The following is a 25462-nucleotide window of genomic DNA, read 5'->3' as shown; positions in this document are numbered from 1 at the left end:
CGAGCTCGAAAGGATTCCCATGCTCGACGGTAGGGGGCTCGGGGCCGTCGCCCTTGGGCCGGTTGGGGGCTGATTTCCTGGACCAGTTGAGATTCGGAGGGTTACGGTGTCGTAGCGGTACGCAACGATCGGAGTGCGGTGTGAGGCCTGCGCAGCTTCGTTTGGTGATCGGGTCGCGGATGCGTGAGCTCCGGGAAGCGGCCGGCGTACCGCTGAGCCGGGCAGCGGCGGCGTCCGGCTGGGACAAGGGCCATCTGTCCCGGGTCGAGCGCGGCCTCACCAAGCCCAGCCGCGAGCTCACCGAGTGGTACGACGCCTCGTTCGGCGCCGGCCAGTCTCTGGTGAACCAGCTGGTGGAGCTCGACGCCGCCGTACGCGCCGGCCGGGAGGTCTCCCAGCGGGACATGCGACGCCATGTCCAACCGGTCCTGCTCGGCGGATCCGTGCCGATCGACCATCATCCCGACGACCGCGCCGAGCTGGTGGGGGAGACCGTCCCGGACGGCACACGGGTCTGCCGCGGTCAGCCTTTCGAGAAGAGCTGGGAGATCCGCAACAGTGGCGAGCGCCCGTGGCACAACCGCTGGCTGACCCGCCAAGGCGCCGCCGGCACCCCCGGCTGGCTCCGCTCGCCGTCCCGCTCGCGTGTCCCCGATGCGGCGCCAGGGGAGACCGTCATCGTCACGATGCCCCTCCAGGCCCCGGCCCAGGTAGGCGCCTCCACGGCGTACTTCAAAATCACCGACGAGGCCGGCCGCCTGTACTACCCCGGCCTGGAGTCCCCACCCATCTTCTGCACAATCTTCACCGTCTACGAGCTCTAGGCGAGTTCGGCGTCGATTTCGGCGTCTAGTTCCGCTTTGCGTTTCATCCAGCGTTCGGTGAGACCTTTGACCTCGCTGCTGATGAAGTCGATGAAGCCGAGGGAGATGCGGATGCGGCGGTGGGCGTCGGTGCCGTCGCCGGAGGCGTCGAGGACCTTGCGGAGGGATTCCGACCAGCGCAGCAGGGACGCGTCCTCGCTCATCATCGTCTGGTACCAGGCGTCGTCCTGGACGACGTACACATCGCGGCGGGTGCCGGGCTCGCGTTCGCGGGTGGCCAGGCGCAGCTGCAGCAGGTAGTTGACCGCGCCGGAGACCGCCGCGGGGCTGGCCTGCAGCTGGTCGGACAGCTCGGCGGCGGTCATCCGGCCCGACACGCTGGACAGGATCGCGGCGAACACCCGGGCCGCCATCCGCGGCCAGCCTGTCTCGGCGAGCAGGTTGCCGAACTGCTCGGTGTACCGCTTGACGGCGTCGTCGTCTCGATGTGCACTCACCGCCCCATCATCCCCTCTGCCTTGTCAGGAAGCTGCCAGCAAGTCGTTAGGAAGATTCACAATCTTCTGAACGCAGTGTACGTTATGAATCATGACATCAGCCATCGTGGTCTCTGGACTACACAAGTCGTACGGAAGTACGCACGCGCTCGACGGTCTCGACCTGGAGGTCGCGACCGGTGAGGTGCACGGATTCCTCGGCCCGAACGGCGCCGGGAAGTCCACCACCATCCGCGTCCTGCTCGGCCTGTTGCGGGGTGACGCCGGCGATGTCTCGCTGCTCGGTGGCGACCCCTGGCACGACGCCGCCACGCTGCACCGGCGGCTCGCCTATGTCCCCGGCGACGTCAACCTCTGGCCGAACCTGACCGGCGGTGAGGTGATCGACCTGCTCGGCCGGCTCCGCGGCGGGCTGGACGAGAAGAAGCGCGACGACCTGCTGCGGCGGTTCGATCTCGACCCGACCAAGAAGGGCCGGACGTACTCCAAGGGCAACCGGCAGAAGGTCGCCCTGGTCGCGGCGCTCGCGTCGAATGTCGAGCTGCTGATCCTGGACGAGCCGACCTCCGGCCTGGACCCGCTGATGGAGGAGGTGTTCCGGCAGGTCATCGAGGAGGACAAGCGCGAGGACCGCACCGTGCTGCTGTCGAGCCACATCCTGTCCGAGGTCGAGGCCCTGTGCGATCGGGTCAGCATCATCCGTCGCGGCAAGGTGGTCGAGACCGGCACGCTGTCCGACCTCCGCCACCTCACGCGTACGTCGATCCACGCCGAGCTGGCCGGATCGCCGAACGGTCTCGCGCAGCTGCCCGGCGTCCACGACTTGGATGTCGAGGGCAACCGTGTGCGCTGCGAGGTCGACACCGCACAGCTCGACGCGGTGATGCGGCAGCTGTCCGCGAGTGGGATCAAGAGCCTGGTCGCGCAGCCGCCGACGCTGGAGGAGCTGTTCCTGCGCCACTATGAGGACGACGCACCGGCTGAGCCTGAGGCGGCTGTGCGATGAGCGACTTCGTCGGGACCGGGACGCTGGTGCGGCTCGCGCTGCGCCGGGACCGGTTGCTGATTCCGATCTGGGTCGTTGTGTTCGTGATCTCGGCGGCCGGGTCGGCCAAGGCGTCGATCGACCTGTACTCCGACCAGAACGCGCTGGTCGAGGCCGCACGTACGTCGAACGCGTCGCCGGCGCTGGTCTCGCTGTACGGCCGCATCTTCGACGAGTCCTCGCTCGGGGAGGTCTCGCTGTTCAAGCTGACGGCGTTCGGTGCACTGTTGGTCGGACTGCTCGCCGGCATCCTCGTCGTACGGCACACCCGCACCGAGGAGGAGAGCGGCCGGCTGGAGTTGCTGAGCGCCGGAGTGCTCGGCCGGTACGCCGCGTTGACCGCTGCGCTGATCGTCTCCGCTGGGACTGTCATCGTCCTCGGACTGGTCACCGCACTGGCTCTGATGGGGAGCGGGCTGGACACCAAGGGCTCGTTCGCGTTCGGGCTGATGTGGGCCGGCGCCGGGCTGGCGTTCGCCGGTGTGGGCGCTGTGACCGCGCAGGTCACCGAGAGCGCCCGCGCCGCGAACGGACTGACCGCGGTCGTCCTCGGCGTCGCGTATGTACTGCGGGCGATCGGTGACTCGTCGGCAGACGGCAGCACTCAGTGGGTGTCGTGGCTGTCGCCGATCGGGTGGTCGCAACAGGTCCGCGCGTACGCCGGTGACCGGTTCGTCGTACTGCTGATCCCGCTGGTGTTCCTGGTCGTGCTGATCGCTGCTGCGACCGCACTGATCCGGCGGCGTGACCTCGGCGCCGGACTGGTTCGTCCACGTCCCGGTCCGCCGCGGGCGGCCGCGTCGCTGCGCTCACCGCTCGCACTGGCCTGGCGGCTGCACCGAGGCTCGTTCTTCGCCTGGGGGTTCGCGTTCCTGCTGCTGGGCTTGCTGGTCGGCAACATCGCCAGCAACGTCGACGGGTTCGTCACCAGCGACAGCGCCAAGGAGATGGTGCAGAAGCTCGGTGGCGTGGAGGGCATCACCGACGCGTTCCTGGCGACGGAGATGGGCGTCATGGGTCTGCTCGCGTCGGCGTTCGGCATCCAGGCGGCGCTCCGGCTCCGCTCCGAGGAGACTGCGCTGCGCGCTGAGCCGCTGCTGGCAACCGGTGTCACCCGGTCGCGCTGGCTCGGCAGCCACGTGCTGATGGCACTGCTCGGGACCGGCGCACTGATCCTGATCGCCGGACTCGGCTCAGGGATCTCGAGCGGCGCGTCGCTGGGCAACATGGGTCGCCAGGTACCGCGGATGCTCGGCGCGGCCGCCGTACAACTGCCGGCGATCTGGCTGGTGACCGCTCTGGTCGTGATCCTGTTCGGCTTCGCGCCGAAGCTCGTCACCGGCGGGTGGGTCCTGTACGGCGTGTTCCTGCTGATCGGCCAGTTCGGCGAGATCTTCAACCTGCCGCAGTGGATGATCAACCTCAGCCCGTACGGCCACACGCCGCGGCTGCCGGGCGGGGACTTCTCCGTCACCCCGGTCCTCTGGCTGACCGCGATCGCCGCTGCACTGACCCTGGCCGGCTTCGCCACCTTCCGGCGTCGAGACATCGGCTGACCTGAGCTGCTACAGACTGCGCTGGTCTGAGGGGTCCAGCGCACCACGGCCCGCCCGGCACCTCACCGGGCGGGCCGCCTTGTCTACGATCGCTGGGTGTTGAGTGAGCAAGTGGCCGAGTTCTGGACCGAGCGGCACCTGTGCGTGCTGAGTACCGTCCGCGCGGACGGGACCGTGCATGCGACGCCTGTCGGGGCGACGCTGGACGTCGAGGCGGGGCTCGTCCGGGTCATCTGCTCGGGTACGTCGTACAAGGCGCGCGCGATCCGGCGGTTGGGGGAGGCCGCGGTCGCGGTAACGCAGGTGGACGGCCGGCGCTGGAGCACGATCGAGGGGCGGGCTGTCGTCAGCGACGACCCGGAGCGCGTGCGTGATGCCGAGCGCCGCTACGCCAAGCGCTACAAGGAACCGCGAGTGAACCCGCAGCGGGTAGTCATCGAGATCACCATCACCAAGGTGCTCGGCAATGCCTGACCCCATCACGGTCGTCGGCATCGGCGCCGACGGTTGGGAAGCCCTGGCCCCGGCGGCCCGCGCTGCCATCGAGTCGGCCGAGGTCCTGCTGGGCAGTACCCGCCAACTAGGTCTGGTGCCGACTGGTGCCGCTAGGCCCGCGGGGGCGTCGCGGGTTGCCTGGCCCTCGCCCTTGTCAGAAGCGCTTCCCGGCCTGCTGTCGGAGTACGCCGGCCGGCGGATCTGCGTGCTCGCCAGTGGCGACCCCACCTTCCACGGCATCGGTACGACGCTCGTGCGGCTGCTGGGTGCGGACGCCGTACACGTCATTCCGCAGCCGTCGAGCGTGTCGCTCGCCTGTGCCCGCCTCGGCTGGCCGCAGGATCAGGTTCAGGTGGTGAGCCTGGTCACCAATCCGGTCGAGCGGCTGCACCCGCACCTGCAGCCCGGTCGACTGCTGCTCATCCTCAGCCGTGGTGCGCAGACGCCGGCCGAGGTCGCCCAGTTGCTGGTTGCTCGTGGCTACGGAGCCAGCGAATTCACCGTCCTCGAGCAGCTTGGCGGGCCGTCCGAACGGATCCGTTCAGCGCCCGCAGCCAGTTGGTCCGAGGACGTGGATGCGCTCAACGTCATCGCGGTCGAGTGTGAGGGCCCCGTTCTCTCCACGGCACCCGGGTTGCCCGACGACGCTTACGAGAACGACGGGCAGCTCACCAAACGCGAAGTACGCGCGGTCACGCTGTCGCGACTCGCCCCGGTGCCCGGCCAGTTGCTGTGGGACGTCGGCGGCGGCGCCGGCAGCATCGCGATCGAATGGTCGCGCCATCACCCGTCCTGCCGGGCGATCGCCGTCGAACGTGACCTCGACCGGGCCAAGCGGCTGGAACGCAACGCCGCGACGCTCGGCGCGTCGGTCGTCATCGTCGAGGGCGCCGCACCCGAAGCGCTCGACGGTCTCGAGGCGCCGGACGCGATCTTCATTGGCGGGGGAGCGACCGCCGCAGGCATGTTCGACGCCTGCTGGAACGTCCTCAAACCCGGCGGCCGCCTGGTGGCGAACGGTGTCACGCTCGAAACCGAGTCCCTCCTCGCCGACTGGTACAAGTCACGCGGCGGCGACCTGGTCCGCCTCTCCGTGCAACGCGCCTCCGCCGTCGGCACCATGACCGGCTGGCGCCCGGCGATGCCGGTGACGATCTGGAGCGTGGTGAAGTGACCGTTCACTTCATCGGGGCCGGTCCGGGTGCTGCCGATCTCATCACCGTGCGCGGGCGCGACCTGATCGCTGCCTCACCGGTCTGCCTGTACGCCGGTGCGCTCGTCCCCGTCGAACTGCTCGATCACTGCCCGCCCGGCGCGCGCAAGATCGACACCGCTCAGCTGAACCTCGACGAGATCGTCGCCGAACTCGCCGCCGCCCACTCAGCCGGCCACGAGGTCGCCCGCCTGCACTCCGGCGACCCCTCCGTCTTCAGCGCGATGGCCGAACAGATGCGCCGCCTCGACGCTCTCGAGATCCCGTACGACGTGACGCCCGGGGTACCCGCCTACGCTGCCGCGGCCGCAACCCTTGCCCGCGAACTGACCGTCCCCGAAGTCGGCCAAACCGTCATCCTGACCCGCATCGGCGGCAGCGCGAGCGCGATGCCTGCCGGCGAAGACCTCCCGAGCCTCGGCGCCGCCCGGGCAACTCTCGTCCTCCACCTCGCCGTCCAGCAGATCGACCGCGTCGTCGACGAACTCACCCCGAACTACGGCCCCGACTGCCCGGTCGCCGTCGTCGCCCGCGCGTCCCGCGACGACGAGGTGATCCTGCGCGGAACCCTGGCCGGCATCGCGGACCAGGTGAAGGCCGCGAAAATTCGCCGTACCGCCGTGATCATCGTCGGAAAGGTGCTCTCGGCAACGACCTTCCGCGACAGCCACCTCTACTCGGCCGACCGGACGCGATGACGGTGGACATGGTCCGGTTCATCGGGGCGAGTGTGCCGTCGTACCGCCACGCCGGCCCGCCTGGTCGGACGCGATGAAGATTCTGCTGCTCGGCGGCACCGGTGAAGCTCGTAAGCTCGCCGGCGTGCTGACCGGCGCCGGCGTCGAGGTGATGTCGTCGCTGGCCGGACGCACGACTGACGCCCGGCAGCCTGTCGGCGAGGTCCGGACGGGTGGGTTCGGCGGCGCGGACGGTCTCGCGGACTGGCTTCGTGATCACCCGGTCGACGCGATGATCGACGCCACGCACCCGTTCGCCGCGACGATGACCGCGCACGCAGTCGCCGCGAGCCGCGACACCGGCGTACCGCTCCTCGTCCTTCGCCGCCCCGGCTGGACTCGAGGTCCCGACGACACCTGGCACTGGGCCGACTCGACCACCGCGGCCGCCGACCTGCTGCCGACTCTCGGCTCGCGGGTCTTCCTCACGATCGGCCGCCAAGGCCTCGACGCCTTCGCCACCACCGGGCTGTGGACACTCGCCCGCTGCGTCGACGCCCCCGAACCCCGCCCGACGTGGTGCACGTTGATCCTGGCCCGCGGTCCGTTCGCGCTCGCCGACGAGATCGGGTTGTTGCGTGAGAACAGCATCGACGTACTGGTGACGAAAGACAGCGGGAGCTCGCAGACTGCCGCCAAGCTGGCCGCGGCGCGGGAGCTGGAACTGCCCACTCTGATCATCCGCCGCCCTCCGCTTCCCGCCGGACTCGAGACCGTCGAGTCCGTCGACGGAGCCGCTCAGTGGGTGATGCGGTTGAGCCATTCGTCGAGCACGTGACGTTCGCCGTCGGTCAGCATCGCGAGGTCCGGTAGCTGCGCTCGTAGCGCGTTCGCGGCTGTCGTCGGTCCGGTGTTGCGGGTCTGGACCTGGTTGGTGGTGATTGCCGTGACCACCGCGTCGAACATCGTGTCCGCCAATCGCGGATCGCGACGTTCCTCCGGTACGGCGAGGAGCGCGAGGACGGCGCCGGTACCGGCCGCGTGGACGAGGTCCGCGGCCAATGCCTCGTCGACCCTGAGTCGCCCGGCCGCCGCGATGTTCCGGATCCGCGTCCGCAGGATCGCCAGCCCCGCCTCGGCCGCCGCAGGCCGCCGGCCAGGGGGTGTACCGGCGTACATCAGCAGGAACAATGCGGGATTCGCCAACCCGAACCCGATGTGCAGCTCCCACCCGGCCCGCAGGTCAGCGACCGGATCTGCCGTTGGATCCAGCGGCGGTTTATCCGCGAGGTACTTCGCGAATCCGAACTCCAGCACCGCTGCCAGCAGCCCGTCCTTGTCGCCGAACAGCCGATAGATCGTCGGCGCCTGCGTACCGGCCGCCGCCGCCACCGCCCGGGTCGACACCGCATCGCGCCCGCCGGCCGCGAGCAGGCCCGCAGCGACCTCGACGATCTGCGCCCGCATCTGCTCACGTCCGCTGACGGTGTCGTCGTGGGTGTCGTCGTGGGTGTCGTCGCGGGTGGTGCCGTCCGGCTGGAGCTCCGTCACGCGGCCAACGGTAGCGGTTGGTCACTCGTGTTAACAGTGATAGCGTTCAACTGTAATCACCGATAACAAGGAGTCGCACATGATCGTCGTCACCGGAGCGACCGGCCGCCTCGGCCGGGCAGTCGTCGAACACCTCGGCGACCGCATGCCCGCCGACCAGCTCGGCGCCAGCGTCCGCGACCCTGCGAAGGCCGCCGACTTGGCGGCCCGGGGTATTCGGGTACGCCGCGGAGACTTCGCCGACCCGGACTCGCTCGCGAGCGCGTTCGAGGGTGCGAGTCAGGTGATGATCGTCTCCGGCCCAGCCGACCCCGCGCCTCACCGGGTGGCCATCGACGTGGCCAAGGCGGTCGGTGTCGAGCGCATCGTCTACACCAGCCACCAGGCCGCCGGCCCGGACTCGCTTTTCACAGCGACCCGCGGGCACGCCGCCACCGAGCAGGATCTGGTGGATTCCGGCGTTCCGTTCACCGCGCTGCGCAACGGGTTCTACGCGAGTACGACGACGCTCATGCTGCGATCCGCCCTGGAGACAGGGGAGCTGATCCTGCCCGAGGACGGTCCGGTCTCCTGGACCGCACATCGGGACCTGGTCGACGCAGCCGTTCTCGCACTCACCCAACCTGGCCGGCTGGACGGCATCACGCCCGCGCTGACCGGCCCCGAACTCTTCGACTACGCGGAGGCCGCCGCGATGGCGACGGACCTGACCGGTCGGAAGATCACCCGGGTCACCGTGCGGGACGAAGAGTGGAAGCAGGCTGCCCTCGACCGTGGCATGCCGGACCATCTGGTCGAGCTGACCCTGGGCATCTTCAGGGCAGCCAGACACGGCGAGTTCGCCGCCGTCGACCCCACACTGCCATCACTCCTGGGCCGCCCCGCAACAACACTCCACGAGGTCCTCACCACTGAGCTGACCACCTGAGCGCAGCGGGCCGGTGGGTGGGTCGATAGATTGGCGCCATGGGGATTCAGATCGCGCCGAGCATTCTGGCTGCCGACTTTGCCCGGCTGGCCGATGAGGCTGCCGCGGTGTCCAACGCGGACTGGCTGCATGTCGACGTGATGGACAACCACTTCGTGCCGAATCTGACGCTCGGTATGCCGGTGGTCGAGTCGCTCGCGAAGGCGACCGACATGCCGCTCGACTGTCACCTGATGATCGAGGACCCGGACCGCTGGGCACCCGGGTACGTCGAGGCGGGCGCTTCGAGCGTCACGTTCCACATCGAGGCCTGCCGGGCGCCGATCCGGACCGCGCGGGAGATCCGGGCCAAGGGAGCGCGGGCCGCGATGGCGCTCAGGCCGGCGACGGCGATCGAGCCGTACGAGGACCTGCTGCCCGAGCTCGACATGATCCTGATCATGACCGTCGAGCCCGGCTTCGGCGGCCAGAAGTTCCTCGACGTCTGCGTACCCAAGATCCGCCGTACCCGCCAACTGCTGGACAAGCACGGCCTCGACCTGTGGATCGAGATCGACGGCGGTGTCGCAGCCGACACCATCGAGCAGTGCGCCGAGGCCGGCGCCGACGTGTTCGTGGCCGGCTCGGCCGTCTACGCCGCCGACGACCCCAACGCGATGGTCGAGAACCTACGCACCCTCGCCGAGCAGTCCACCGGCCGATAGCTCCGCCTCCGGGTGCCGGTCCGGCGGCACTCGGAGCAGCAACACCACCGAGGCGGCGGCGAGCACGGCGGCCAGCAGCCACACATAGCGCACGCCCAACCCCTCGATCACCGCACCCGACACCGCGGCTCCGATTGCCGCACCGCCCATCGCCGCGCTGCCCATCCAGCCGAACACCTCGGTCCGCGCCACATCCGGCGTCAACGCACCGAGCCGCTCGTACAGCGCGCCGATCGCCGGCGCCAACGTCAGCCCGGACAACAGCAACGCGATCCCCAACGACACCGACGACCAGGTCGCGAACACGCACAGCAGCATCCCGGCCGACACCAGAGCGGCCCGCCGCCACAGGTACGACGTACGTCGACCGGGCAACGCGCCCGCGACGGCACCGCCGACGAGGCTGCCGAACGCCCAGACGGCCTCGAAGATCCCGGCGATCAGCCGCTGACCGTGCTCGTCCGCAAACGCGACGATGCCCAGTGAGATCCCGTTGAACGATGTCACCCACAGGCCGAATGCAAGGATCAACGGCAACCGATGCCGATGCCACAGCAACTGCCGCGCGGTCACCTTGGTCTGGTGATCGTGGGGGACCGGCTCGGGTTGTCGAAGCGCATACCACCAGATGAAGACCGCTGACATCGCCGCCGCGAGCAGCACACCGAGCCGCGGACTGGCCACGCTCACAGCAGTTGCCCCGAGCATCGGCCCGACCATGAACAGCAACTCTTGCGCCGTCGCATCCACGGAGTACGCCGTCCGCAGTGCCGGGCCCTGCACCACCCGGGGCCAGGCTGCCCGCAACGTCTGCATCACCGGAGGCACCACCGCACCCGCGACAACCGTGAACACAGGCAGCAACCGATGCAGCCCGGCCGGCAACAACGCGATCGCGAGCAGCGCCACACTCCACGCGATCCCGGTCACCAGCAACACGCCCCGAGGCCCGCGACGATCAGCGGCCCGCGACCAGACCGGCCCGGCAATCGCCATACCCACCGAGTACGCCCCGGCGACCACACCGGCCCAGCGGAACGAGCCACTCGCGTCCTTCGCCAGGAAGGCGATCGGCACCATCGTCGCGAGCACGGGCAGCCGAGCGAGCAACGAAGCCAACAGCAGCGACATCACGCCGTGCGTTCGCCACAACTCTCGGTACCCGGACCACTCCATGCCCGCATTCTTGCGGCCTCCACCGACAGATTCCGTCCGGCCACTACGATGAGCCGGTGAGCGAGCACAAACCGGTCGAGAGCTGGCTGACGGACATGGACGGCGTGCTGGTGCACGAGGAGCGCGCGATCCCCGGCGCCGGCGAGTTCATCGCCGCGCTGGAGGCGTCCGGCAAGAAGTTCCTCGTCCTCACCAACAACTCGATCTTCACGCCGCGCGACCTCCGTGCCCGGCTGCTTGCCGCGGGCATCGACATCCCGGAGGCCGCGATCTGGACCAGCGCGCTCGCCACCGCGCAGTTCCTCGACGACCAGCGTCCGGGCGGGACGGCGTACGTGATCGGTGAGGCGGGTCTGACGACCGCGCTGCACGAGATCGGGTACGTGCTGACCGAGCGCGATCCCGACTACGTCGTTCTCGGCGAGACCCGGACGTACTCGTTCGAGGCGATCACCAAGGCGATCCGGCTGATCACCGACGGCGCGCGGTTCCTCGCGACCAACCCGGACCCGACCGGCCCGTCGCAGGAGGGTCCGCTGCCCGCGACCGGTTCGGTGGCCGCGCTGATCACGCGGGCGACCGGCGTCGCGCCGTACTTCGTCGGCAAGCCGAACCCGCTGATGATGCGCAGTGCACTGAACCGGATCGAGGCGCACTCCGAAACCAGCGTGATGATCGGCGACCGGATGGACACCGACATCATCAGCGGACTCGAGGCGGGCCTGCGCAGCGTGCTCGTGCTGTCCGGTTCGACCGGGGAGCACGAGGTCGAGCGGTTCCCGTACCGCCCGACCCGCATCGTCGAGTCGATCGCCGACGTCGTACCGCTGGTGAGCGCGCTGTCCTAGTGCGAGGGACTAGCAGGTCAAGGTGCGGAACCCGTACCCCTGCGCCTTCAGCGTCTTGAGGATGGCCGGCAGCGCGGCGACGGTCTGACTGCGGTTGCCGCCGCCGTCGTGCATCAGGATCACCGAGCCGCTGTGGACGTTCTTGATCACGCGCTGGACGATGGCCGTCGTACCGGGCTTGGTCCAGTCGCGCGAGTCGACGGTCCACACGACGAGGTCCTTGCCCAGCGCCTTCGCTCGTTGACGGACGGCGGCGCTCACCCCGCCGTACGGCGGTCGCAGGCACCCCGGCGTACTTCCGATCTGCGCGCGGATCACCTGGTCCGTCGACACGACTTGCTGCCGGAACGCGGCCGCGCTGAGTTTGCGCAGGTCGGCGTGCGTCCAGGTGTGGTTCTCCACGCTATGGCCGGCGGCGTGGATGCGCTTGGTCAGCTCGGGATGCTTCCGGACGTTCTGGCCGACCTCGAAGAACGTCGCCTTCGCGTCGTACTTCGCCAGGATGTCGAGCACCTTCGGGGTGTACTCGGCATCGGGGCCGTCGTCGAACGTCAGCACGACGTACTTGGTAGGTAGCGGAGTCTTGGTCGGTGCGGCCGCTGCCGGCGCCGCGGCGGGCGGGTCAGGCGTCGCCGGTTTGGCGGGTGACTTCGCGGCCGCGACCACGACCGAGCCGATCACCGCGCTCACCAGCATCATCATCGCCAGACCGATCATCCGGTTCCCGGCGCGCGTCAAGCGAACATCCATGCGTCCCCCAGGGCGGTGGGTGGCTCACTCCTCCCGTCCACCCTGGGCAGGATCCCGGCGAAAGCCAGCGCCCACGCCGCTGCCGCGTCAACGAGTAACGAATACCGGACGCCGGCTAGTGACACCACAACGGGTAGAACAGGTAGCCCCTGGCCTTGAGCGCCTTCAGGATCTTCGGCAGCGCGGCGACGGTCTGGCTTCGGTTGCCGCCGCCGTCGTGCATCAGGACCACGGAGCCACTCCGCACCTTCGCCAGCACGCGGCGGACGATCACCGACGTACCCGGGCGGCTCCAATCGGCCGGATCGACGGTCCACAGCGTGAGCTTCTTGCCGAGCATGGCGGCTCGTTTCGCGACCACCCGGTTCGTCGCGCCGTACGGCGGTCGCAGACAGCGCGGGGTGTAACCGGTCTGTGCCAGGAGGTAACGGTCGGTCGTGCGGACCTGGTACTTGAAGGTGGACCAGTTGACCTTGGTGAGGTTCGGGTGCGACCAGGAGTGGTTCTGCACGCTGTGGCCGAGTTGATCGACCCGGCGGGTGACGGCCGGGTACCGCTTGACGTTCTGGCCGAGCTCGAAGAAGGTCGCCCGCACGTGGTAGGCCTGAAGGATCTTCAGGATCTGCGCGGTGTAGCGCGCGCTCGGTCCGTCGTCGAACGTCAGGTAGACCCACTTCGGCTTCGCCGCCTGCCTCGGCGCAGCGACTTGTGCGGCCGCAGCCGTGGTGGCAGTAGTGGCGGTGGCGGATGGTGGCTCGGTGCTCACCGCCAGGCCCAGCATCGCTGTCAGCCCGACGGTGAGCGCCGCCGAGATCATCAACCGAAGATCTCTCACCATAACCATCCCCCAGCCATGGTCGACCCGGCTGTCGGGCCCGTCTCCATAGTGGCCCTCGGCAACCATTTAGGCCAGGGCGGGTGTTACCTGCTCAGCCGTGATGCTGTTCGTAGTGGGCCAGAGCGTCCGCGGTCCGGCCGGTGCCGTAGGCAAGGAGTAACTCGGCCAGGGACGGTGACTCTGTGGCGATGGCGGCGGCTGCTCGCTGGAGCTCGTCGGTGGATGCGACCTCGCGCAGCAGATCCTGGATCGCCCGGACGACGGTCCGCGCCGGGACGGCGCCGTCGTGAGGTGGCATTGCAGCGGCGGTGGGCCAGGCAGATTGCGTGCCGGATGCAACATTCACCCCGGTGGCACCTGGCGGCTGAGCTCCGAGCCCCGGCGGCGTGGCGTACGGCGGTGTCGCATACACCAGGTTGCCGCCGTGGGCCGGCGGTCGCGTGGTCGGCCCGGAGGTGGTCAGCGCGCCGTTCGTCGCCCGGATCCGGTGCACCGCGTCCGGGAGGTCGCTCTCCAGGATCTCGTTGCTGATCACCAGGTCGGCCAGCTCCGACGCGGCGCGCAGCCGAGACATCACCGCCGGGTTGCCGATCTTCACCCGCTGCGCGCTCACCAGCTGGGACAGCATCGGCGCGGACAGCCCGATCAACTCCGCCAGCCCGCCCTGAGTCAGCCCGAGGGGACCCAGGACGCGTCGTACAGTCTCTCCGAGCGGCTCGCCGTACAGCTCGATCTGCTGCTGGATGTTGAGCGCTGTCTGGTCCATTGATCTGCCCTTCCACCGGCCACCGCATCGCGATTGCAAACATCTTCGCACCTGCGAACCGAGATTTCCAGTGGAGATCGACTTGACATTTGCAATCGCAAACTGTGAAGGTTTGCGGCAGCGAATCTCACTGGAGGAAACGATGACGACTCACCAGGGACACCGCCGCCGCCCCGCGGTGTGGGCGCTCCTCGCCATCACACTGACCGCGGTGCTGGCCGGCCTGACCACCGGCTCCGCGCTGGCCGACCCGGCGCCGTCCGGGGGCAAGCTCGTCCTGGTGCTCGACTCGTCCGGCTCGATGCAGGAGCCGGCCGGCGACGGGCAGACGAAGATCGCTGCGGCTCGGACTGCCCTGACCCAGGTGGTGACCAAGCTCCCGACCGCCGCAGAGGTCGGCCTGAGGGTGTACGGCGCGACCGTGTTCAAGCGGACCCAGCCCGGCGCCTGCACGGACACCCAGCTGACCGTCCCGATCGGCACGAACAACCGGCCCCAGTTGCAGGCCGCGATCGCGAAGTACAAGCCGTACGGCGAGACTCCGATCGGCTATGCGCTGCAGCAGGCCGCCAAGGATCTCGGGCCGGTCGGCCAGCGCACCATCGTGCTGGTCTCCGACGGTGAGGCCACCTGCGCGCCGGACCCCTGTGTGGTGGCGCAGTCGATCGCCAAGCAGGGCATCGATCTGAAGATCGACGTGGTCGGGTTCCGGGTGGCCGGGAAGGCGCGCACCCAGCTGCAGTGCGTCGCCCGTGAGGGCCGCGGCGACTACTACGACGCCGACTCGACGATCGACCTCGAGGCCGGTCTGGATCGCCTGTCCACGCGAGCGTTCCGCCCGTTCCGCATCTCCGGGACGCCAGTGCAGGGCGGACCGCAGCAGGAGGGCGCGCCGACCCTTGCCCCGGGCCACTACTCGGACACCTTCGTCAACGACCAGACCGCGAAGTACTACCTGCTCAAGCGGACGATGGCGAAGTCGACCCTGCGCGCCGGAGTCAGCTTCCGGCGGCCCTCGGGCGGCAGCTTCGTGCTCAAGGCTGAGGTCTTCCTGAAGACCATCGGTGGTGAGAACTGCGGTTGGAGCTATCCGCTCGCGTTCGACGGGGATCAGGGCGTCGCGACCGGTGCCGCCTCCAGCTGGACCGGTGACTATCCCAAGGGCTGCTCGACCGACGACCAGCTGGTGCTGACTGTCTCCGCCGGTGACGCCTTCCGCGAGATGAAGGGTGTTCCGTACGAGTTGCGTGTGGACGAGGAGCCGCCGGTGGAATCGACCACTCAGCTGCCGCCCGAAGCCGATGACCCGACCTGGACACCGATGCCGGGTGTCACGCCGCAGGCGATCGTTCCCGGCTCGAGCTTCGCCGATGCGCCGCTCATCACCCCGGGCAGCTTCAAGACGACGCTGATGCCGGGCGAGGTGCAGCTGTACCGGATCAAGGCCGACTGGGGTCAGCGCATCCAGGCGCAGGCGACAGTGCCGAAGCTCGGCGCCGCGACCGCGAAGGCGATCGACGGGATCCGGTACCTCGACATGGGGCTGATCTCGCCGCTCGGCGAGGACGTGATCGCCACGTTCGCCAAGCAGGTGCCGGGGAACGTCGGCCGGCGCGGGGTGTTGACCAAGGACGGGGTCGTCAAGGCGAACACGACCAAGGAGATCCGCTACCTCAACCGCGACGGCGCAAACACCATGGACAAGGGCACGGCGATGCCCGGTGAGTACTACATCGCGCTCTCGGTGACCCGGAAGGACGACGACAAGGCGTTCGCGATTCCGATGACGCTGACCGTCGCCCTGGAGGGGACGGCCGGCACCGGCAAGCCGACGTACGTCGACGGCGCCACTCCGGTGTCGGGCGACTCGATAACGCCGACGCCGACTGCGACGCCTTCCGTGTCCGAGACGCCTGGTGATGGGAGCAAGACCGAGGCCGGCGGTCCGGTCCAGGGTCGCGCGGATTCGGGCGACGGGACTCCGGTCGGGTTGATCGCGGGACTCGGCGGTGGGGGATTGCTTCTGCTGCTGATCGGAGTCCTCCTGGTACTACGGCTTCGTGCGAAGCCTGCTCCTGCGGCCGGGGGCTGGCACGGGCAGCCGCCGTACCCGGGCCAGGGCGGTCAGCCGCCGCAACAGCCTCCGCACCGGTAGTCCACTGCGCCGGTAGTTCGGTGCGCGCCTGCCGGATCGCCGCTTGGTGGTCCGGGCGGTGTGCTTCGGGGGTGGGCGGTTGGGACGGTAGGTTCTGGCGGGTGGAGGCGTTTGCCGGGCGGTATCAGCTGATCGACCTCGTCGGGATCGGAGGCATGGGGTCGGTCTGGCGCGCGTGGGACCTGCGTCGGTCGGCGTACGTGGCGGCGAAGGTGCTGGGGCAGCACGATGCGGCGACGCTGCTGCGGTTCGTGCGGGAGCAGTCGTTGCGGATCGAGCATCCCCATGTCGTTGCTCCGCACGGATGGGCCGCGGACGACGACAAGGTCGTGTTCGCGATGGAGCTGGTTCAGGGCGGGTCGGTCGCAACGCTGCTTGGCGACCATGGTGCGTTGCCGGAGTCGTACGCCGCTGTGCTGGTGGACCAGCTGCTGCACGGGCTGTCCGCGGTGCATGCGGCACGCGTCGTACACCGGGATGTGAAGCCGGCCAACCTGCTGCTCGACGCGACTGGTACCGGGGTGCCGCATCTGCGCCTGTCGGACTTCGGCGTCGCGGGCCTCCTCGACGAGCCACGCATGACCCGCCACAGCACGATCCTCGGAACCCCCGGGTACCTCGCGCCCGAGCAGCTCGCCGGCGCCGATCCCGACCCACGCCAGGACCTGTACGCCGTCGGCGCCGTAACAGCCGAACTCCTCACCGGCGAACGCCCCGGCACAGACGGCAAACTCCCACACGTCGACGGGCCCCTCGCCGATTTCGTCCGCCACCTAACAGCCAAGGACCCCTCCGACCGCCCCGACTCCGCCACCACCGCCGGCCGCCTCCTGGCCGCAGCCGGCGCCGTACCTTCCCCCACAACCCAGCCCTGGCTGGATACCCCCGACACCCCCGAGGTCTTCAACCAACTCCCACCCCTCCCACCCACCTGGACCCCCACAGGCCCCCGCACCCGCAACTCCCCGGACCTCGGCTCCCACCAACCGGCCCGGCCACCTCACACCCAGCCCCCGGGACCCGCGGCGGCTGCACGCGCCGCCGCATCCCCCGAGCCCGGAGCCAACAAGCTGGCTCCCGAAACAGCGGCGGGCCATCGAGCCCCTACGCCCCAACCCGCAGCGCCACCTGAGCGCTCGCGGGGTTCTGGGCGGGGGATGTGGGTGGTTGCGGTTGGGTGTTTTGTCGGGGCGGTGGGGTTGTTGGGGAGTGCGGTGTGGTTGCTGGTTCGGTGAGTGGTAAATCACCGGACGGGGTGGGTGGGAAGTGAAATACTTGCGGTGATGGGGTCGACACTGGTTACTCGGGCGACGAGGGACCAGGTGCGCCTGATGGTGGCGGCGCTGGCGATCACGACGACGGTTGGGTACGGCGTACTCACCTACGCGTTCAGCGCGTTGCTCGGGCCGATGAGTGCGGAGCTGTCGATCTCCACCACCACGGCGGTCGGTGCGTCGACCACCGCGGTACTCGTGAGCGGGCTGATGTCGATCCCGGTCGGGCGGCGGCTGGATGTGCGGGGTGGGCGCGGGCTGATGTCGACCGGCTCGGTGCTCGCTGCGGTCGCTGTACTCGGGTGGTCGCAGGTGCAGAACGTCGTGCAGTTGTACGCCGTGTTCGTGGTGATCGGCGTTGCGTGCGCGATGGTGTTGTATCCGCCTGCGTTCGCCGTCGTGGTCGCCGTCGCCGAGCCGGCCAAGCGGACGAACTCGATCCTCACGATCACGCTCGTCGGCGGGCTGGCCAGCTCGATCTTCCTGCCGCTCACCGGGTACCTCGCCCACGCGCACGGCTGGCGTACGGCGCTCATCATCCTCGCCGCCACGCTCGCAGCAATCACCATCCCCCTCCACCTCCTCGCCGTATACCCCGGCCCCCCACCTCCGCGCGCGACCGCCGCCGGTGGAGCCTCCGCCCGCCCAAGCCCGCGCGCAGCCGCCTCCAACCGCTCCTCCGATCGCGTTGCCGACGAGGCTCCCGATAGGTCGGCCAGGAGGGTGCTTCGGGATGGGGGGTTCTGGGTGTTGGCGGGAGCGTTTGTTGTGCATAGTGCGGCGCTGGCGGTGATCGCCGTGCACCTTGTGTTGTATCTGGTCAGCTTGGGGCATCCGCCGGCGCGGGCCGCGAGTCTGGCCGGATTGCTGGGGTTGTTGTCGGTGACGGGGCGGCTGGTGACCAGTGTGTCTGCGCGGTGGTTGCCGATGGCGACTATCACCGCGTTGATCCTGTCGATCCAGGCGGTCGCGATCGCTCTGCTCCCGGTTGTCGGGCGGCACGTCGCGGGAGCGGTCGGGTGTCTGGTGTTGTTCGGGCTCGGGTTCGGGGTCTCTTCGGTCGCGACGCCGGCGATCCTGCTCGAGCGGTACGGCGCGGCCGGGTTCGGCACGATCGCCGGGATGCTGGGTACGCCGACCACGATCGCGAAGGCGCTCGGACCGCTCGGCGGCGCGGGGCTGGCCGACGCGTTCGGGTACCGGCCGCTCGTCCTCGCCGTCGCGGCGGCGTGCGCCGTGGCAGCGGGTGCCCTGGCCCTCACCCGGCGGATCGCGCCGGCCCGGCCCCAGGAGCTGGAACGGACCACGATGTGACCTGGGTCGTGGTGCGGGTTGCGGGGAGGGGCATACTTGAACCACGAGTGAACCCACTCGCGTGCTCCGGGGTCGGTGTAATTCCGAGCCGGCGGTGACAGTCCGCGACCCGGCCGCTGCAGTTCGGCGGCTGGTTGACCTGGTGGAATTCCGGGACCGACGGTGAAAGTCCGGATGGGAGGCGCACGCGGTCGGCGGGTGTGCTCTGACGTCCGGTCGAGGCGTGCGCGCGGTGGCGGCGTACGGCGAAGCCCGGGTGGCGGAGCGTGGTCGCCGGTCGTCACGAGACCCCGGTAGTGCGGCCGTGACGACGAGGGAAGAGCAGTGAGCAACACATCGCCGATGGATGTCGCGTGGATGCGGCGTGCGGTCGAACTGGCCGCGAAAGGTGTCGGCAGCACCCATCCCAACCCGGTGGTCGGTTGTGTCGTCACCGGCCCCGACGGGCATCCTGTCGGTGAAGGCTTCCACGCCGTTGCCGGCGGCCCGCATGCCGAGGTCGAGGCGCTCCGGATGGCCGGGGCGCGAGCCCGCGGCGGTACGGCGTACGTCACGCTCGAGCCCTGCAACCACACCGGCCGGACCGGCCCGTGCGCCGACGCCTTGATCGAGGCCGGGATCACCCGGGTCGTGTACGCCGTACCGGACCCGAACCGGACTGCGGCCGGCGGCGCCGAGAAGCTGGCCAGCAAGAACCTCGAGGTCGTCGAGGGCGTACTGCGGGACGAGGCCGAGGCGGTCAACCACGTCTGGCTGCACAGCGTGCGGACGGGTCGCCCGTTCGTCACCTGGAAGTTCGCGACCACGCTCGACGGGCGCTCCGCGGCCCCGGACCGGACGAGCAAGTGGATCACCGGCCCGATCGCGCGCGCCGACGTCCACCGGCACCGGGCCGAGTGCGACGCGATCGCCGTCGGCACCCAGACCGTGCTCGACGACGACCCCGAGCTCACGGTCCGCGACGAGAACGACGTACCGGCGGTGCGGCAGCCGCTGCGGGTGGTCGTCGGCGACCGGGAGATCCCGGAGACCGCGCGGGTCCGCAACGACCGCGCGGAGACGTTGCTGCTGCCGACCCATGACCCCGCCGAGGTGCTGCGGCAGCTGGACGACCGGCAGATCCGGCACCTGTGGCTCGAGGGCGGCCCGACGCTGGCCGCCGCGTTCGTACGCGCCGGGCTGGTCGACCAGATCATCGCGTACGTCGCCCCGGCCGTGCTCGGTTCCGGGTTCGCCGCGGTCGGCGACCTCGGCGCGGAATCGATCGACCACCTGCGGCGGTTCAAGCTAGCGGACGTCACCCGGCTGGGAGACGACGTCCGGCTGACCCTGGTTCCTCTGGGAGGAAAGTAGATGTTCACCGGCATCATCGAAGAACTCGGCACGGTCGAGTCCCTGGACCTGCTGGACGGCGACGCCGCGCGGCTGACTATCCGCGGGCCGAAGGTGACCGGGGACGCCGGCCACGGCGACTCGATCGCGGTCAACGGCTGCTGCCTGACAGTGGTCGAGTACGGCGACGGCCTGTTCACCGCGGACGTGATGCGCGAGACGCTGCAGCGCACCAGCCTCGGCGGCCTCGAGAAGGGCTCGCCGGTCAACCTGGAGCGCGCGGTCACCGCACACGCGCGGCTCGGTGGCCACATCGTCCAGGGGCACGTCGACGGCACCGGCACGATCGCCTCGCGCACCCCCGGCGAGCACTGGGAGGACGTCCGGATCAAGACGACGCCGGAGATCCTCAAGTACGTCGCGGAGAAGGGCTCGATCGCGGTCGACGGGGTCTCGCTGACCGTCACCGATGTCGACGACGCCACGGCGACGTTCGGGATCAGCCTGATTCCCACCACGCTCGAGCTCACCGTTCTCGGGCGGAACAAGGTCGGCGACACGGTCAACCTCGAGGTCGACGTGATCGCGAAGTACGTCGAGAGACTAATTGCTGGAGGCAACAAGTGAACCCGATCGACTGGCTGTTGCACTCCCAGGTGACCATTGCCGGTTCGCCGGTGCTGGTCCGGGAGATCGTCGGCAACGTGTTCGGTCTGGCCAGCGCGCTGTTCGGCATGCGCCGGCTGGTCGCGGCGTGGCCGGTCGGCATCGTCGGCAACGTGCTGCTGTTCACGGTCTTCGTCGGCGGGATCTTCGACACCCCGCAGGACAAGGACCTGTGGGGCCAGGCCGGCCGGCAGGTGTTCTTCGCGCTGATCAGCCTGTACGGCTGGTACCGCTGGTACCAGACCCGTCACCAGGGTGCGGCGAAGGGCGTGCAGCCGCGCTGGGCGACCGCGCGCGAGCGGATCGAGCTGCTCGGCCTCGCGGTCGTGCTCTACGCGATCTCGTACTTCGTACTGCGCGAGCTGGGCTCGTGGGGCCCGCAGTGGGACGCGTGGATCCTGACCGGTTCGATCCTGGCGACGTACGGGATGGCCCGGGGGTTCGTCGAGTTCTGGCTGATCTGGGTCGCGGTCGACGTGGTCGGCGTACCGCTGCTGGTGCAGGCGAAGTTCTATCCGTCGGCGACGATGTACGTGGTCTACGGACTGTTCTGTGTGATCGGGTTCGCGTCGTGGTGGAAGATCCAGAACCGCGAGCGGGTCGAAACTCCGGAAGCTGTGGTGGTGGGTTGACATGGGTGACGTGCTGAAGCTCGACACGATCGAGCACGCGATCGACGAGATCCGCGCCGGGCGGCCGGTGATCGTGGTCGACGACGAGGACCGCGAGAACGAGGGCGACCTGATCTTCGCCGCGTCCAAGGCGACGCCGGAGCTGCTGGCGTTCCTGATCCGGTACAGCTCCGGCGTGGTGTGCGTGCCGATGGAGGGTTCGGAGCTCGACCGGCTCGGGATCCCGTTGATGACGCCGCACAACCGCGAGCGGATGCGGACGGCGTACACGATCTCGGTCGATGCGCGGGACGGGATCAGCACCGGTATCTCGGCGGCTGATCGCGCGCGGACGATCCGGGTACTGACGGATTCGGCCTCGGAGTCGTACGACCTGGTCCAGCCGGGGCATGTCTTCCCGTTGCGCGGCCGGGAGGGCGGCGTACTCGTGCGGCCCGGTCACACCGAGGCGTCGATCGACCTGGCGCGGCTTGCCGGGCTGACGCCGGCAGCCGTGATCTCCGAGATGGTGAACGACGACGGGACGATGAAGCGCGGTCCGGAGCTGCGGGCGTTCGCCGACGAGCACGGGCTGGTGCTGGTGTCGATCGACGACCTGATCCGGTACCGGCGTCGTACGGAGTCCCAGATCGAACGGGTCGCGACCACGACGCTGCCCACGCAGTACGGCGATTTCGTTGCCCACGGCTACCGGAACACGGTGGACGGGTCGGAGCAGCTGGCGTTGGTGCGCGGCTCGATCGGCGATGGTCCGACTCTGGTGCGCTTGCACTCGGAGTGTCTGACCGGGGATGTGTTCGGGTCGCTGCGGTGCGACTGTGGGCCGCAGCTGGACGAGGCGATGCGGCAGGTCGCGGCCGAGGGCGGCGTGGTGGTGTACCTGCGCGGCCATGAGGGGCGCGGGATCGGGCTGCTGCACAAGCTGCAGGCGTACGAACTGCAGGACGCCGGCCGGGACACGGTCGACGCGAACCTCGATCTCGGGCTGCCCGCCGACGCTCGCGACTACGGCACCGGTGCGCAGATCCTGGCCGATCTCGGCGTCAAGGAGGTCCGGCTGCTCACGAACAATCCGGACAAGCTCGCCGGGGTCCAGGGCTACGGCATCGACGTCGTAGAGCGTCGCGGCATCTCGATCGACCCGACCGAGCACAACCTGCGGTACCTGCGGACCAAGCGCGACCGGATGGGGCATCACCTGCCCGGCGGCGTACTTACCCAAGAGATTCGCACGGAAGAGAACGGAGCCGGCTGATGTCGGGCAGTGGAGCACCAACCATCGAAGCCCCGCGGGTCGACGGCGCCCGCGTCGCGATCGTCGCGGCGCAATGGCACCCGAAGGTCACTGACGGTCTGCTGGCCGGCGCCGTCCGCGCGCTCGAGGACTCCGGGGTGAGCGACTACACCGTCATCCGCGTGCCCGGTTCGTTCGAGCTTCCGGTGGCTTCGTTGCATGCGGCAAAGTCCGGGTACGACGCGGTGGTCGCGCTCGGCGTGGTGATCCGCGGCGACACTCCGCACTTCGAGTACGTCTGCCAGGCAGCCACCGAGGGCCTCATGCAGGTCGGCGTCTCCACCGGCGTCCCCGTCGGGTTCGGCGTCCTTACCTGCGACAACGACCCCCAGGCCCTGGACCGGGCCGGTCTCCCGGACAGCCGCGAGGACAAGGGCTACGAAGCAACCCAGGCAGCCCTCTCCACCCTCGCTGCCGTCCGCCAACTGAGCTAGGCCTTACGCACCTGATAGCGCAGGTGAAGCACCCGGTTGCCCTGAATCACGTCAGGGTCCTCCAACAGGTGCTGGGCGTCGACTGACCCGAAGTACCGTTTGCCCGACCCGAACACGACGGGTACGACGTCCATGCGCACCTCGTCGACCAGGCCGGCGGCAAGCAGCTGGCCGCCGACGTCGCCGGCGGCCACCTCGACCAGGCGGTCACCCGCGAGCTCCTGTGCCTTGGCCATAGCTGCTTCGACGCCGTCGACGAAGTGGAACGGCGCCCCGGGGTCCCAGCCCTCGGGCGCCGGTCGGTGCGTCACGACGACGGCGTGATCGACCCCGGCGGGCGGCTGCCCGTCCCAGCCGTCCGTCATGTCGAAGACGTGGCGGCCGGCGATCGTCACCCCGATCTGGTCCCAGTACGCCCGGGTGTAGTCGTGGGAAGTCTGCGACACCTTCAGTACGCCGCTCTCGTCCAACGGCACGTCACCGCTCGTCAGCCAGTCGAACAGCGGTCCGGGCTGGTCGTTCTTGTCCGCGACGAAGCCGTCCACCGACACCGAGCTGTACATGACTACCTTGCCCACCAGGCGCTCCTCTGCTTCGGGATGCCCAAAATTAGCGTGTTGTGGGCAGTTGCTCTTGTAAGAAATCAATCGGCCGGCAGTGGCCAGCCGTCCAGCACGTGGCCCGGATGTTCGCGCAGGAACCGGCGCCGGACTTCGACGTACCGGGTCGGTGTGAACCCGGTGAACGCCCGGAACTCGTGGCCGAAGTGCGCCTGGTCGAAATAGCCCGCGCCACCGGCGAGGTCGCCCCAGTCGATCGGTCCGGCCGGGTCGATCGCGAACACCGTGGCGGTGAAGCGGTAGGTGCGGGCCAGCCGCTTCGGCGTGACGCCGATGACCTCCTTGAACCGCTTCGTCAGCTGAGTGCTGCTGACACCGGCCGCCGAACTCAGGTCGCCGATCGCCGCCGCTCCGCTGGTCGCGTCGAGGAGACTGCTCGTACTGCGTACCAGCCCCAGGCCGGCTGTCTCGCACAGCCGGCGCATCAGCTCGTCTTCGAGCAGCGTGAGCATCTCGTCCGGTCCGTCCGCCGTCGCCAGCCGGTCTCGCAGCTCAGCAACGGCGGCCCGGCCCCAGACCTGCTCGATCGTCACCGGCCGGTCACACAGCTCAGCCGCGGGCATCGGCAGGAACGGCGCCAGTCCCCACGGCTTCAAGTGCACGCCGACGGACCGGGTCGGGACCGGGTAGCCGAACTCGAATGCACGCGTAGGCATGCTGATCACGCAGCCGTCGGCGTACTCGGCCAGCTCGCGGTCGGCGCCGCCGCGGATCTGGAACGGCGCCCCGAGGTTGACGATCAGCAACGCCGCCGGCATCGGCGGCAGCATCAGCCGGGCGTACGGCGGCACACCCTCGAGGTAGTAGAGGTCGTCAACCAGCCCACCCAGCGGCCACCGCGGCACCCGGGACACATACTCCACACCGACAGCATCGCAGACCCGATCAGCCGATCCGGGTGTGGTTCATGTGCCAGTTGGCAGTCCACGACTTGCCGCCGTCGGTGGAGAAGGACTGTTCCCAGGAAGCTTTGTCGGTGCCCCGGGTCCAGAGGAAGCGGACGTCGATCGGTTGGCCGTTCAGGTCGTCGGGGCCTTCGAAGGTGCCGGTGTCGGCGGTGAACGAGCCGATGACGGGAGTCTCAAGGTGGCCGCGTTCACTGTTGATCCAGTGGATCGCCCATGTGCGCGACGTCGGGTCGTACAGCCGGAATGTCGCACCCCGGAAGCCCTCGGTCGGGTACCAGCCTTCGTCGACGCTGATCGCCCCGTCGAAGTACGTCGTGGCCTCCAGTTCGGCGTCGAACTCGTGCCACTCGAACGGCTCGCCCAGCACCGGCCGGCGCCGGAGGTTGTGGAACGACCACCGCCCGACCAGGAAGTCGAAGTCGTCGGTGACCTTCGGTACGTCGAGCGCCGGCGGGGGATCGGAGCGCCGGGTGAAGTCCATGATCCAGTTGGTCTCCCAGGTCTTGCCGCCGTCGCTGGAGTACGCCTGTTCCCAGTGCGCCGTCTTCTCGGTGATGTCCGACCACTCGTAGCTGCACAGGATCGGGAACCCGTCCAGCGAGTCCTCACCGACGAGCCGGCACGAGGTACCGTCCGCCGACCAGCTGCCGTGAACCGGCGGATACAGCTTCATCGTCGTGCTGTTGACCCACCAGATGCTCCACTGCTTGGCGACCGGGTCGAACACCCGCAGCGACAACCCGTACGACCCCTTGGTCGGGAAGCGCATCTCGTCGATGCTGATCTGTCCGTCGAAGTACGTGTGGGCGGTGGTGGTCCCGTCGTACTCGAGCCACTCGTCGCAGTCGGCGAAGGCTTGTTTCAGCGTGCGGTGATGGACGTCGAAGTACCCGTTCAGGAAGTCGAAGTCGCCGGTGACCTTGTTCCATGTCGTCATGCAGCCAAGCCTCCCGGCCATACCTGAC

General features: G+C 69.2%; 27 protein-coding genes and 1 riboswitch. Of the genes, 18 read left to right on the top strand and 9 right to left on the bottom strand.

All coding sequences use genetic code 11. The annotated features are described in order from the left end of the window. Positions 1 to 140: 140 nt before the first annotated feature. Positions 141 to 824, top strand: a complete 684-nt coding sequence (locus ABT313_RS32030) for an NBR1-Ig-like domain-containing protein (protein ID WP_350861531.1) — start codon at positions 141 to 143, stop codon at positions 822 to 824. Here ABT313_RS32030 and ABT313_RS32025 read toward each other — a convergent pair. Further along, the gene (locus ABT313_RS32025; protein WP_350861529.1) at positions 821 to 1321 is read right to left on the bottom strand and encodes a GbsR/MarR family transcriptional regulator; all 501 of its coding nucleotides are present in this window, start codon (positions 1319 to 1321) and stop codon (positions 821 to 823) included. The two genes, ABT313_RS32030 and ABT313_RS32025, sit on opposite strands and share 4 nt — an antisense overlap. Before the next feature lie 91 nt (positions 1322 to 1412). Between ABT313_RS32025 and ABT313_RS32020 the strand changes: the two genes are divergently transcribed. The 6 genes from ABT313_RS32020 to ABT313_RS31995 all read left to right on the top strand — a co-directional run bounded on the left by ABT313_RS32020 (position 1413) and on the right by ABT313_RS31995 (position 7145). Further along, positions 1413 to 2327 carry an ABC transporter ATP-binding protein gene (locus ABT313_RS32020; RefSeq protein WP_350861527.1) on the top strand — a complete coding sequence of 305 codons (915 nt, stop codon included), beginning with the start codon at positions 1413 to 1415 and terminating at the stop codon, positions 2325 to 2327. Further along, complete coding sequence (locus tag ABT313_RS32015) at positions 2324 to 3922, top strand: ABC transporter permease (RefSeq protein WP_350861525.1); 1599 nt, start codon at positions 2324 to 2326, stop codon at positions 3920 to 3922. The genes ABT313_RS32020 and ABT313_RS32015 overlap by 4 nt, the downstream gene beginning before the upstream one ends. A 96-nt stretch (positions 3923 to 4018) precedes the next feature. Further along, positions 4019 to 4396 carry a pyridoxamine 5'-phosphate oxidase family protein gene (locus ABT313_RS32010; RefSeq protein WP_350861523.1) on the top strand — a complete coding sequence of 126 codons (378 nt, stop codon included), beginning with the start codon at positions 4019 to 4021 and terminating at the stop codon, positions 4394 to 4396. Continuing rightward, positions 4389 to 5591: a precorrin-6y C5,15-methyltransferase (decarboxylating) subunit CbiE gene (cbiE, locus tag ABT313_RS32005; RefSeq protein WP_350861521.1), complete on the top strand. Its 1203-nt coding sequence runs from the start codon at positions 4389 to 4391 to the stop codon at positions 5589 to 5591. Before ABT313_RS32010 ends, cbiE begins: the two co-directional genes overlap by 8 nt. Next, complete coding sequence (cobM, locus tag ABT313_RS32000; protein ID WP_350861519.1) at positions 5588 to 6328, top strand: precorrin-4 C(11)-methyltransferase; 741 nt, start codon at positions 5588 to 5590, stop codon at positions 6326 to 6328. Before cbiE ends, cobM begins: the two co-directional genes overlap by 4 nt. Positions 6329 to 6401: 73 nt before the next feature. Beyond that, entirely contained in the window at positions 6402 to 7145 is a 744-nt protein-coding gene (locus ABT313_RS31995; protein WP_350861517.1) for a cobalt-precorrin-6A reductase, read from the top strand. On the opposite strand, the gene ABT313_RS31990 is transcribed toward ABT313_RS31995, so the two are convergent. After that, positions 7106 to 7858, bottom strand: a complete 753-nt coding sequence (locus ABT313_RS31990; protein ID WP_350861515.1) for a TetR/AcrR family transcriptional regulator — start codon at positions 7856 to 7858, stop codon at positions 7106 to 7108. The genes ABT313_RS31995 and ABT313_RS31990 overlap by 40 nt on opposite strands. Before the next feature lie 79 nt (positions 7859 to 7937). Between ABT313_RS31990 and ABT313_RS31985 the strand changes: the two genes are divergently transcribed. Next, on the top strand, positions 7938 to 8786 hold the full coding sequence (locus ABT313_RS31985) for an SDR family oxidoreductase (RefSeq protein ID WP_350861513.1): 849 nt from the start codon (positions 7938 to 7940) through the stop codon (positions 8784 to 8786). A gap of 38 nt (positions 8787 to 8824) precedes the next feature. Then, entirely contained in the window at positions 8825 to 9490 is a 666-nt protein-coding gene (gene rpe, locus ABT313_RS31980) for a ribulose-phosphate 3-epimerase (protein ID WP_350861511.1), read from the top strand. On the opposite strand, the gene ABT313_RS31975 is transcribed toward rpe, so the two are convergent. Continuing rightward, positions 9455 to 10666 carry an MFS transporter gene (locus ABT313_RS31975; protein ID WP_350861508.1) on the bottom strand — a complete coding sequence of 404 codons (1212 nt, stop codon included), beginning with the start codon at positions 10664 to 10666 and terminating at the stop codon, positions 9455 to 9457. The two genes, rpe and ABT313_RS31975, sit on opposite strands and share 36 nt — an antisense overlap. Before the next feature lie 95 nt (positions 10667 to 10761). Here ABT313_RS31975 and ABT313_RS31970 point away from each other — a divergent pair, with 95 nt between their 5' ends. After that, positions 10762 to 11514 (top strand): HAD-IIA family hydrolase, encoded by a 753-nt coding sequence (locus ABT313_RS31970; protein WP_350862447.1) that lies wholly within the window; start codon positions 10762 to 10764, stop codon positions 11512 to 11514. Positions 11515 to 11523: 9 nt separating this feature from the next. Here the strand turns inward: ABT313_RS31970 and ABT313_RS31965 are convergent, their stop codons facing one another. The 3 genes from ABT313_RS31965 to ABT313_RS31955 form a co-directional block, all read right to left on the bottom strand. After that, positions 11524 to 12264 (bottom strand): polysaccharide deacetylase family protein, encoded by a 741-nt coding sequence (locus ABT313_RS31965; RefSeq protein WP_350861506.1) that lies wholly within the window; start codon positions 12262 to 12264, stop codon positions 11524 to 11526. A gap of 115 nt (positions 12265 to 12379) precedes the next feature. Then, positions 12380 to 13099, bottom strand: a complete 720-nt coding sequence (locus tag ABT313_RS31960; RefSeq protein WP_350861504.1) for a polysaccharide deacetylase family protein — start codon at positions 13097 to 13099, stop codon at positions 12380 to 12382. Between the two features lie 94 nt (positions 13100 to 13193). Then, positions 13194 to 13868, bottom strand: a complete 675-nt coding sequence (locus ABT313_RS31955) for a DNA-binding protein (RefSeq protein ID WP_350861502.1) — start codon at positions 13866 to 13868, stop codon at positions 13194 to 13196. A 142-nt stretch (positions 13869 to 14010) separates the two neighbouring features. Here ABT313_RS31955 and ABT313_RS31950 point away from each other — a divergent pair, with 142 nt between their 5' ends. The 8 genes from ABT313_RS31950 to ribH all read left to right on the top strand — a co-directional run bounded on the left by ABT313_RS31950 (position 14011) and on the right by ribH (position 22969). Further along, complete coding sequence (locus ABT313_RS31950; RefSeq protein WP_350861500.1) at positions 14011 to 16023, top strand: vWA domain-containing protein; 2013 nt, start codon at positions 14011 to 14013, stop codon at positions 16021 to 16023. A gap of 101 nt (positions 16024 to 16124) precedes the next feature. Beyond that, positions 16125 to 17258 carry a serine/threonine-protein kinase gene (locus tag ABT313_RS31945; protein WP_350861498.1) on the top strand — a complete coding sequence of 378 codons (1134 nt, stop codon included), beginning with the start codon at positions 16125 to 16127 and terminating at the stop codon, positions 17256 to 17258. A gap of 48 nt (positions 17259 to 17306) precedes the next feature. Continuing rightward, positions 17307 to 18611 (top strand): MFS transporter, encoded by a 1305-nt coding sequence (locus tag ABT313_RS31940; protein WP_350861496.1) that lies wholly within the window; start codon positions 17307 to 17309, stop codon positions 18609 to 18611. A gap of 58 nt (positions 18612 to 18669) precedes the next feature. Beyond that, positions 18670 to 18801: riboswitch (FMN riboswitch) on the top strand. A gap of 152 nt (positions 18802 to 18953) precedes the next feature. Beyond that, positions 18954 to 19964 (top strand): bifunctional diaminohydroxyphosphoribosylaminopyrimidine deaminase/5-amino-6-(5-phosphoribosylamino)uracil reductase RibD, encoded by a 1011-nt coding sequence (gene ribD, locus ABT313_RS31935; RefSeq protein WP_350862445.1) that lies wholly within the window; start codon positions 18954 to 18956, stop codon positions 19962 to 19964. After that, positions 19965 to 20570, top strand: coding sequence for a riboflavin synthase (locus tag ABT313_RS31930; RefSeq protein ID WP_350861494.1), 606 nt, complete (start codon positions 19965 to 19967; stop codon positions 20568 to 20570). Continuing rightward, positions 20567 to 21241 carry a nicotinamide riboside transporter PnuC gene (pnuC, locus tag ABT313_RS31925; protein WP_350861492.1) on the top strand — a complete coding sequence of 225 codons (675 nt, stop codon included), beginning with the start codon at positions 20567 to 20569 and terminating at the stop codon, positions 21239 to 21241. The genes ABT313_RS31930 and pnuC overlap by 4 nt, the downstream gene beginning before the upstream one ends. A 1-nt stretch (position 21242) precedes the next feature. Further along, the gene (locus tag ABT313_RS31920) at positions 21243 to 22496 is read left to right on the top strand and encodes a bifunctional 3,4-dihydroxy-2-butanone-4-phosphate synthase/GTP cyclohydrolase II (protein WP_350861490.1); all 1254 of its coding nucleotides are present in this window, start codon (positions 21243 to 21245) and stop codon (positions 22494 to 22496) included. After that, entirely contained in the window at positions 22496 to 22969 is a 474-nt protein-coding gene (gene ribH, locus ABT313_RS31915) for a 6,7-dimethyl-8-ribityllumazine synthase (protein ID WP_350861488.1), read from the top strand. The genes ABT313_RS31920 and ribH overlap by 1 nt, the downstream gene beginning before the upstream one ends. Here ribH and ABT313_RS31910 read toward each other — a convergent pair. From ABT313_RS31910 to ABT313_RS31900, 3 genes are all read right to left on the bottom strand, one after another. Next, on the bottom strand, positions 22966 to 23547 hold the full coding sequence (locus ABT313_RS31910) for a dihydrofolate reductase family protein (protein WP_350861486.1): 582 nt from the start codon (positions 23545 to 23547) through the stop codon (positions 22966 to 22968). The two genes, ribH and ABT313_RS31910, sit on opposite strands and share 4 nt — an antisense overlap. Positions 23548 to 23612: 65 nt before the next feature. Next, a complete protein-coding gene (locus tag ABT313_RS31905) occupies positions 23613 to 24452 on the bottom strand; it encodes a helix-turn-helix domain-containing protein (RefSeq protein WP_350861484.1) in 840 nt (279 codons plus the stop codon). Between the two features lie 22 nt (positions 24453 to 24474). Beyond that, a complete protein-coding gene (locus tag ABT313_RS31900; protein WP_350861482.1) occupies positions 24475 to 25434 on the bottom strand; it encodes a hypothetical protein in 960 nt (319 codons plus the stop codon). Positions 25435 to 25462 lie beyond the last annotated feature (28 nt).

This window comes from Kribbella sp. NPDC000426 (assembly GCF_040300265.1).
In the GTDB taxonomy this organism is placed as follows: domain Bacteria; phylum Actinomycetota; class Actinomycetes; order Propionibacteriales; family Kribbellaceae; genus Kribbella.
This window is presented reverse-complemented; position numbering and strand designations above follow the sequence as displayed.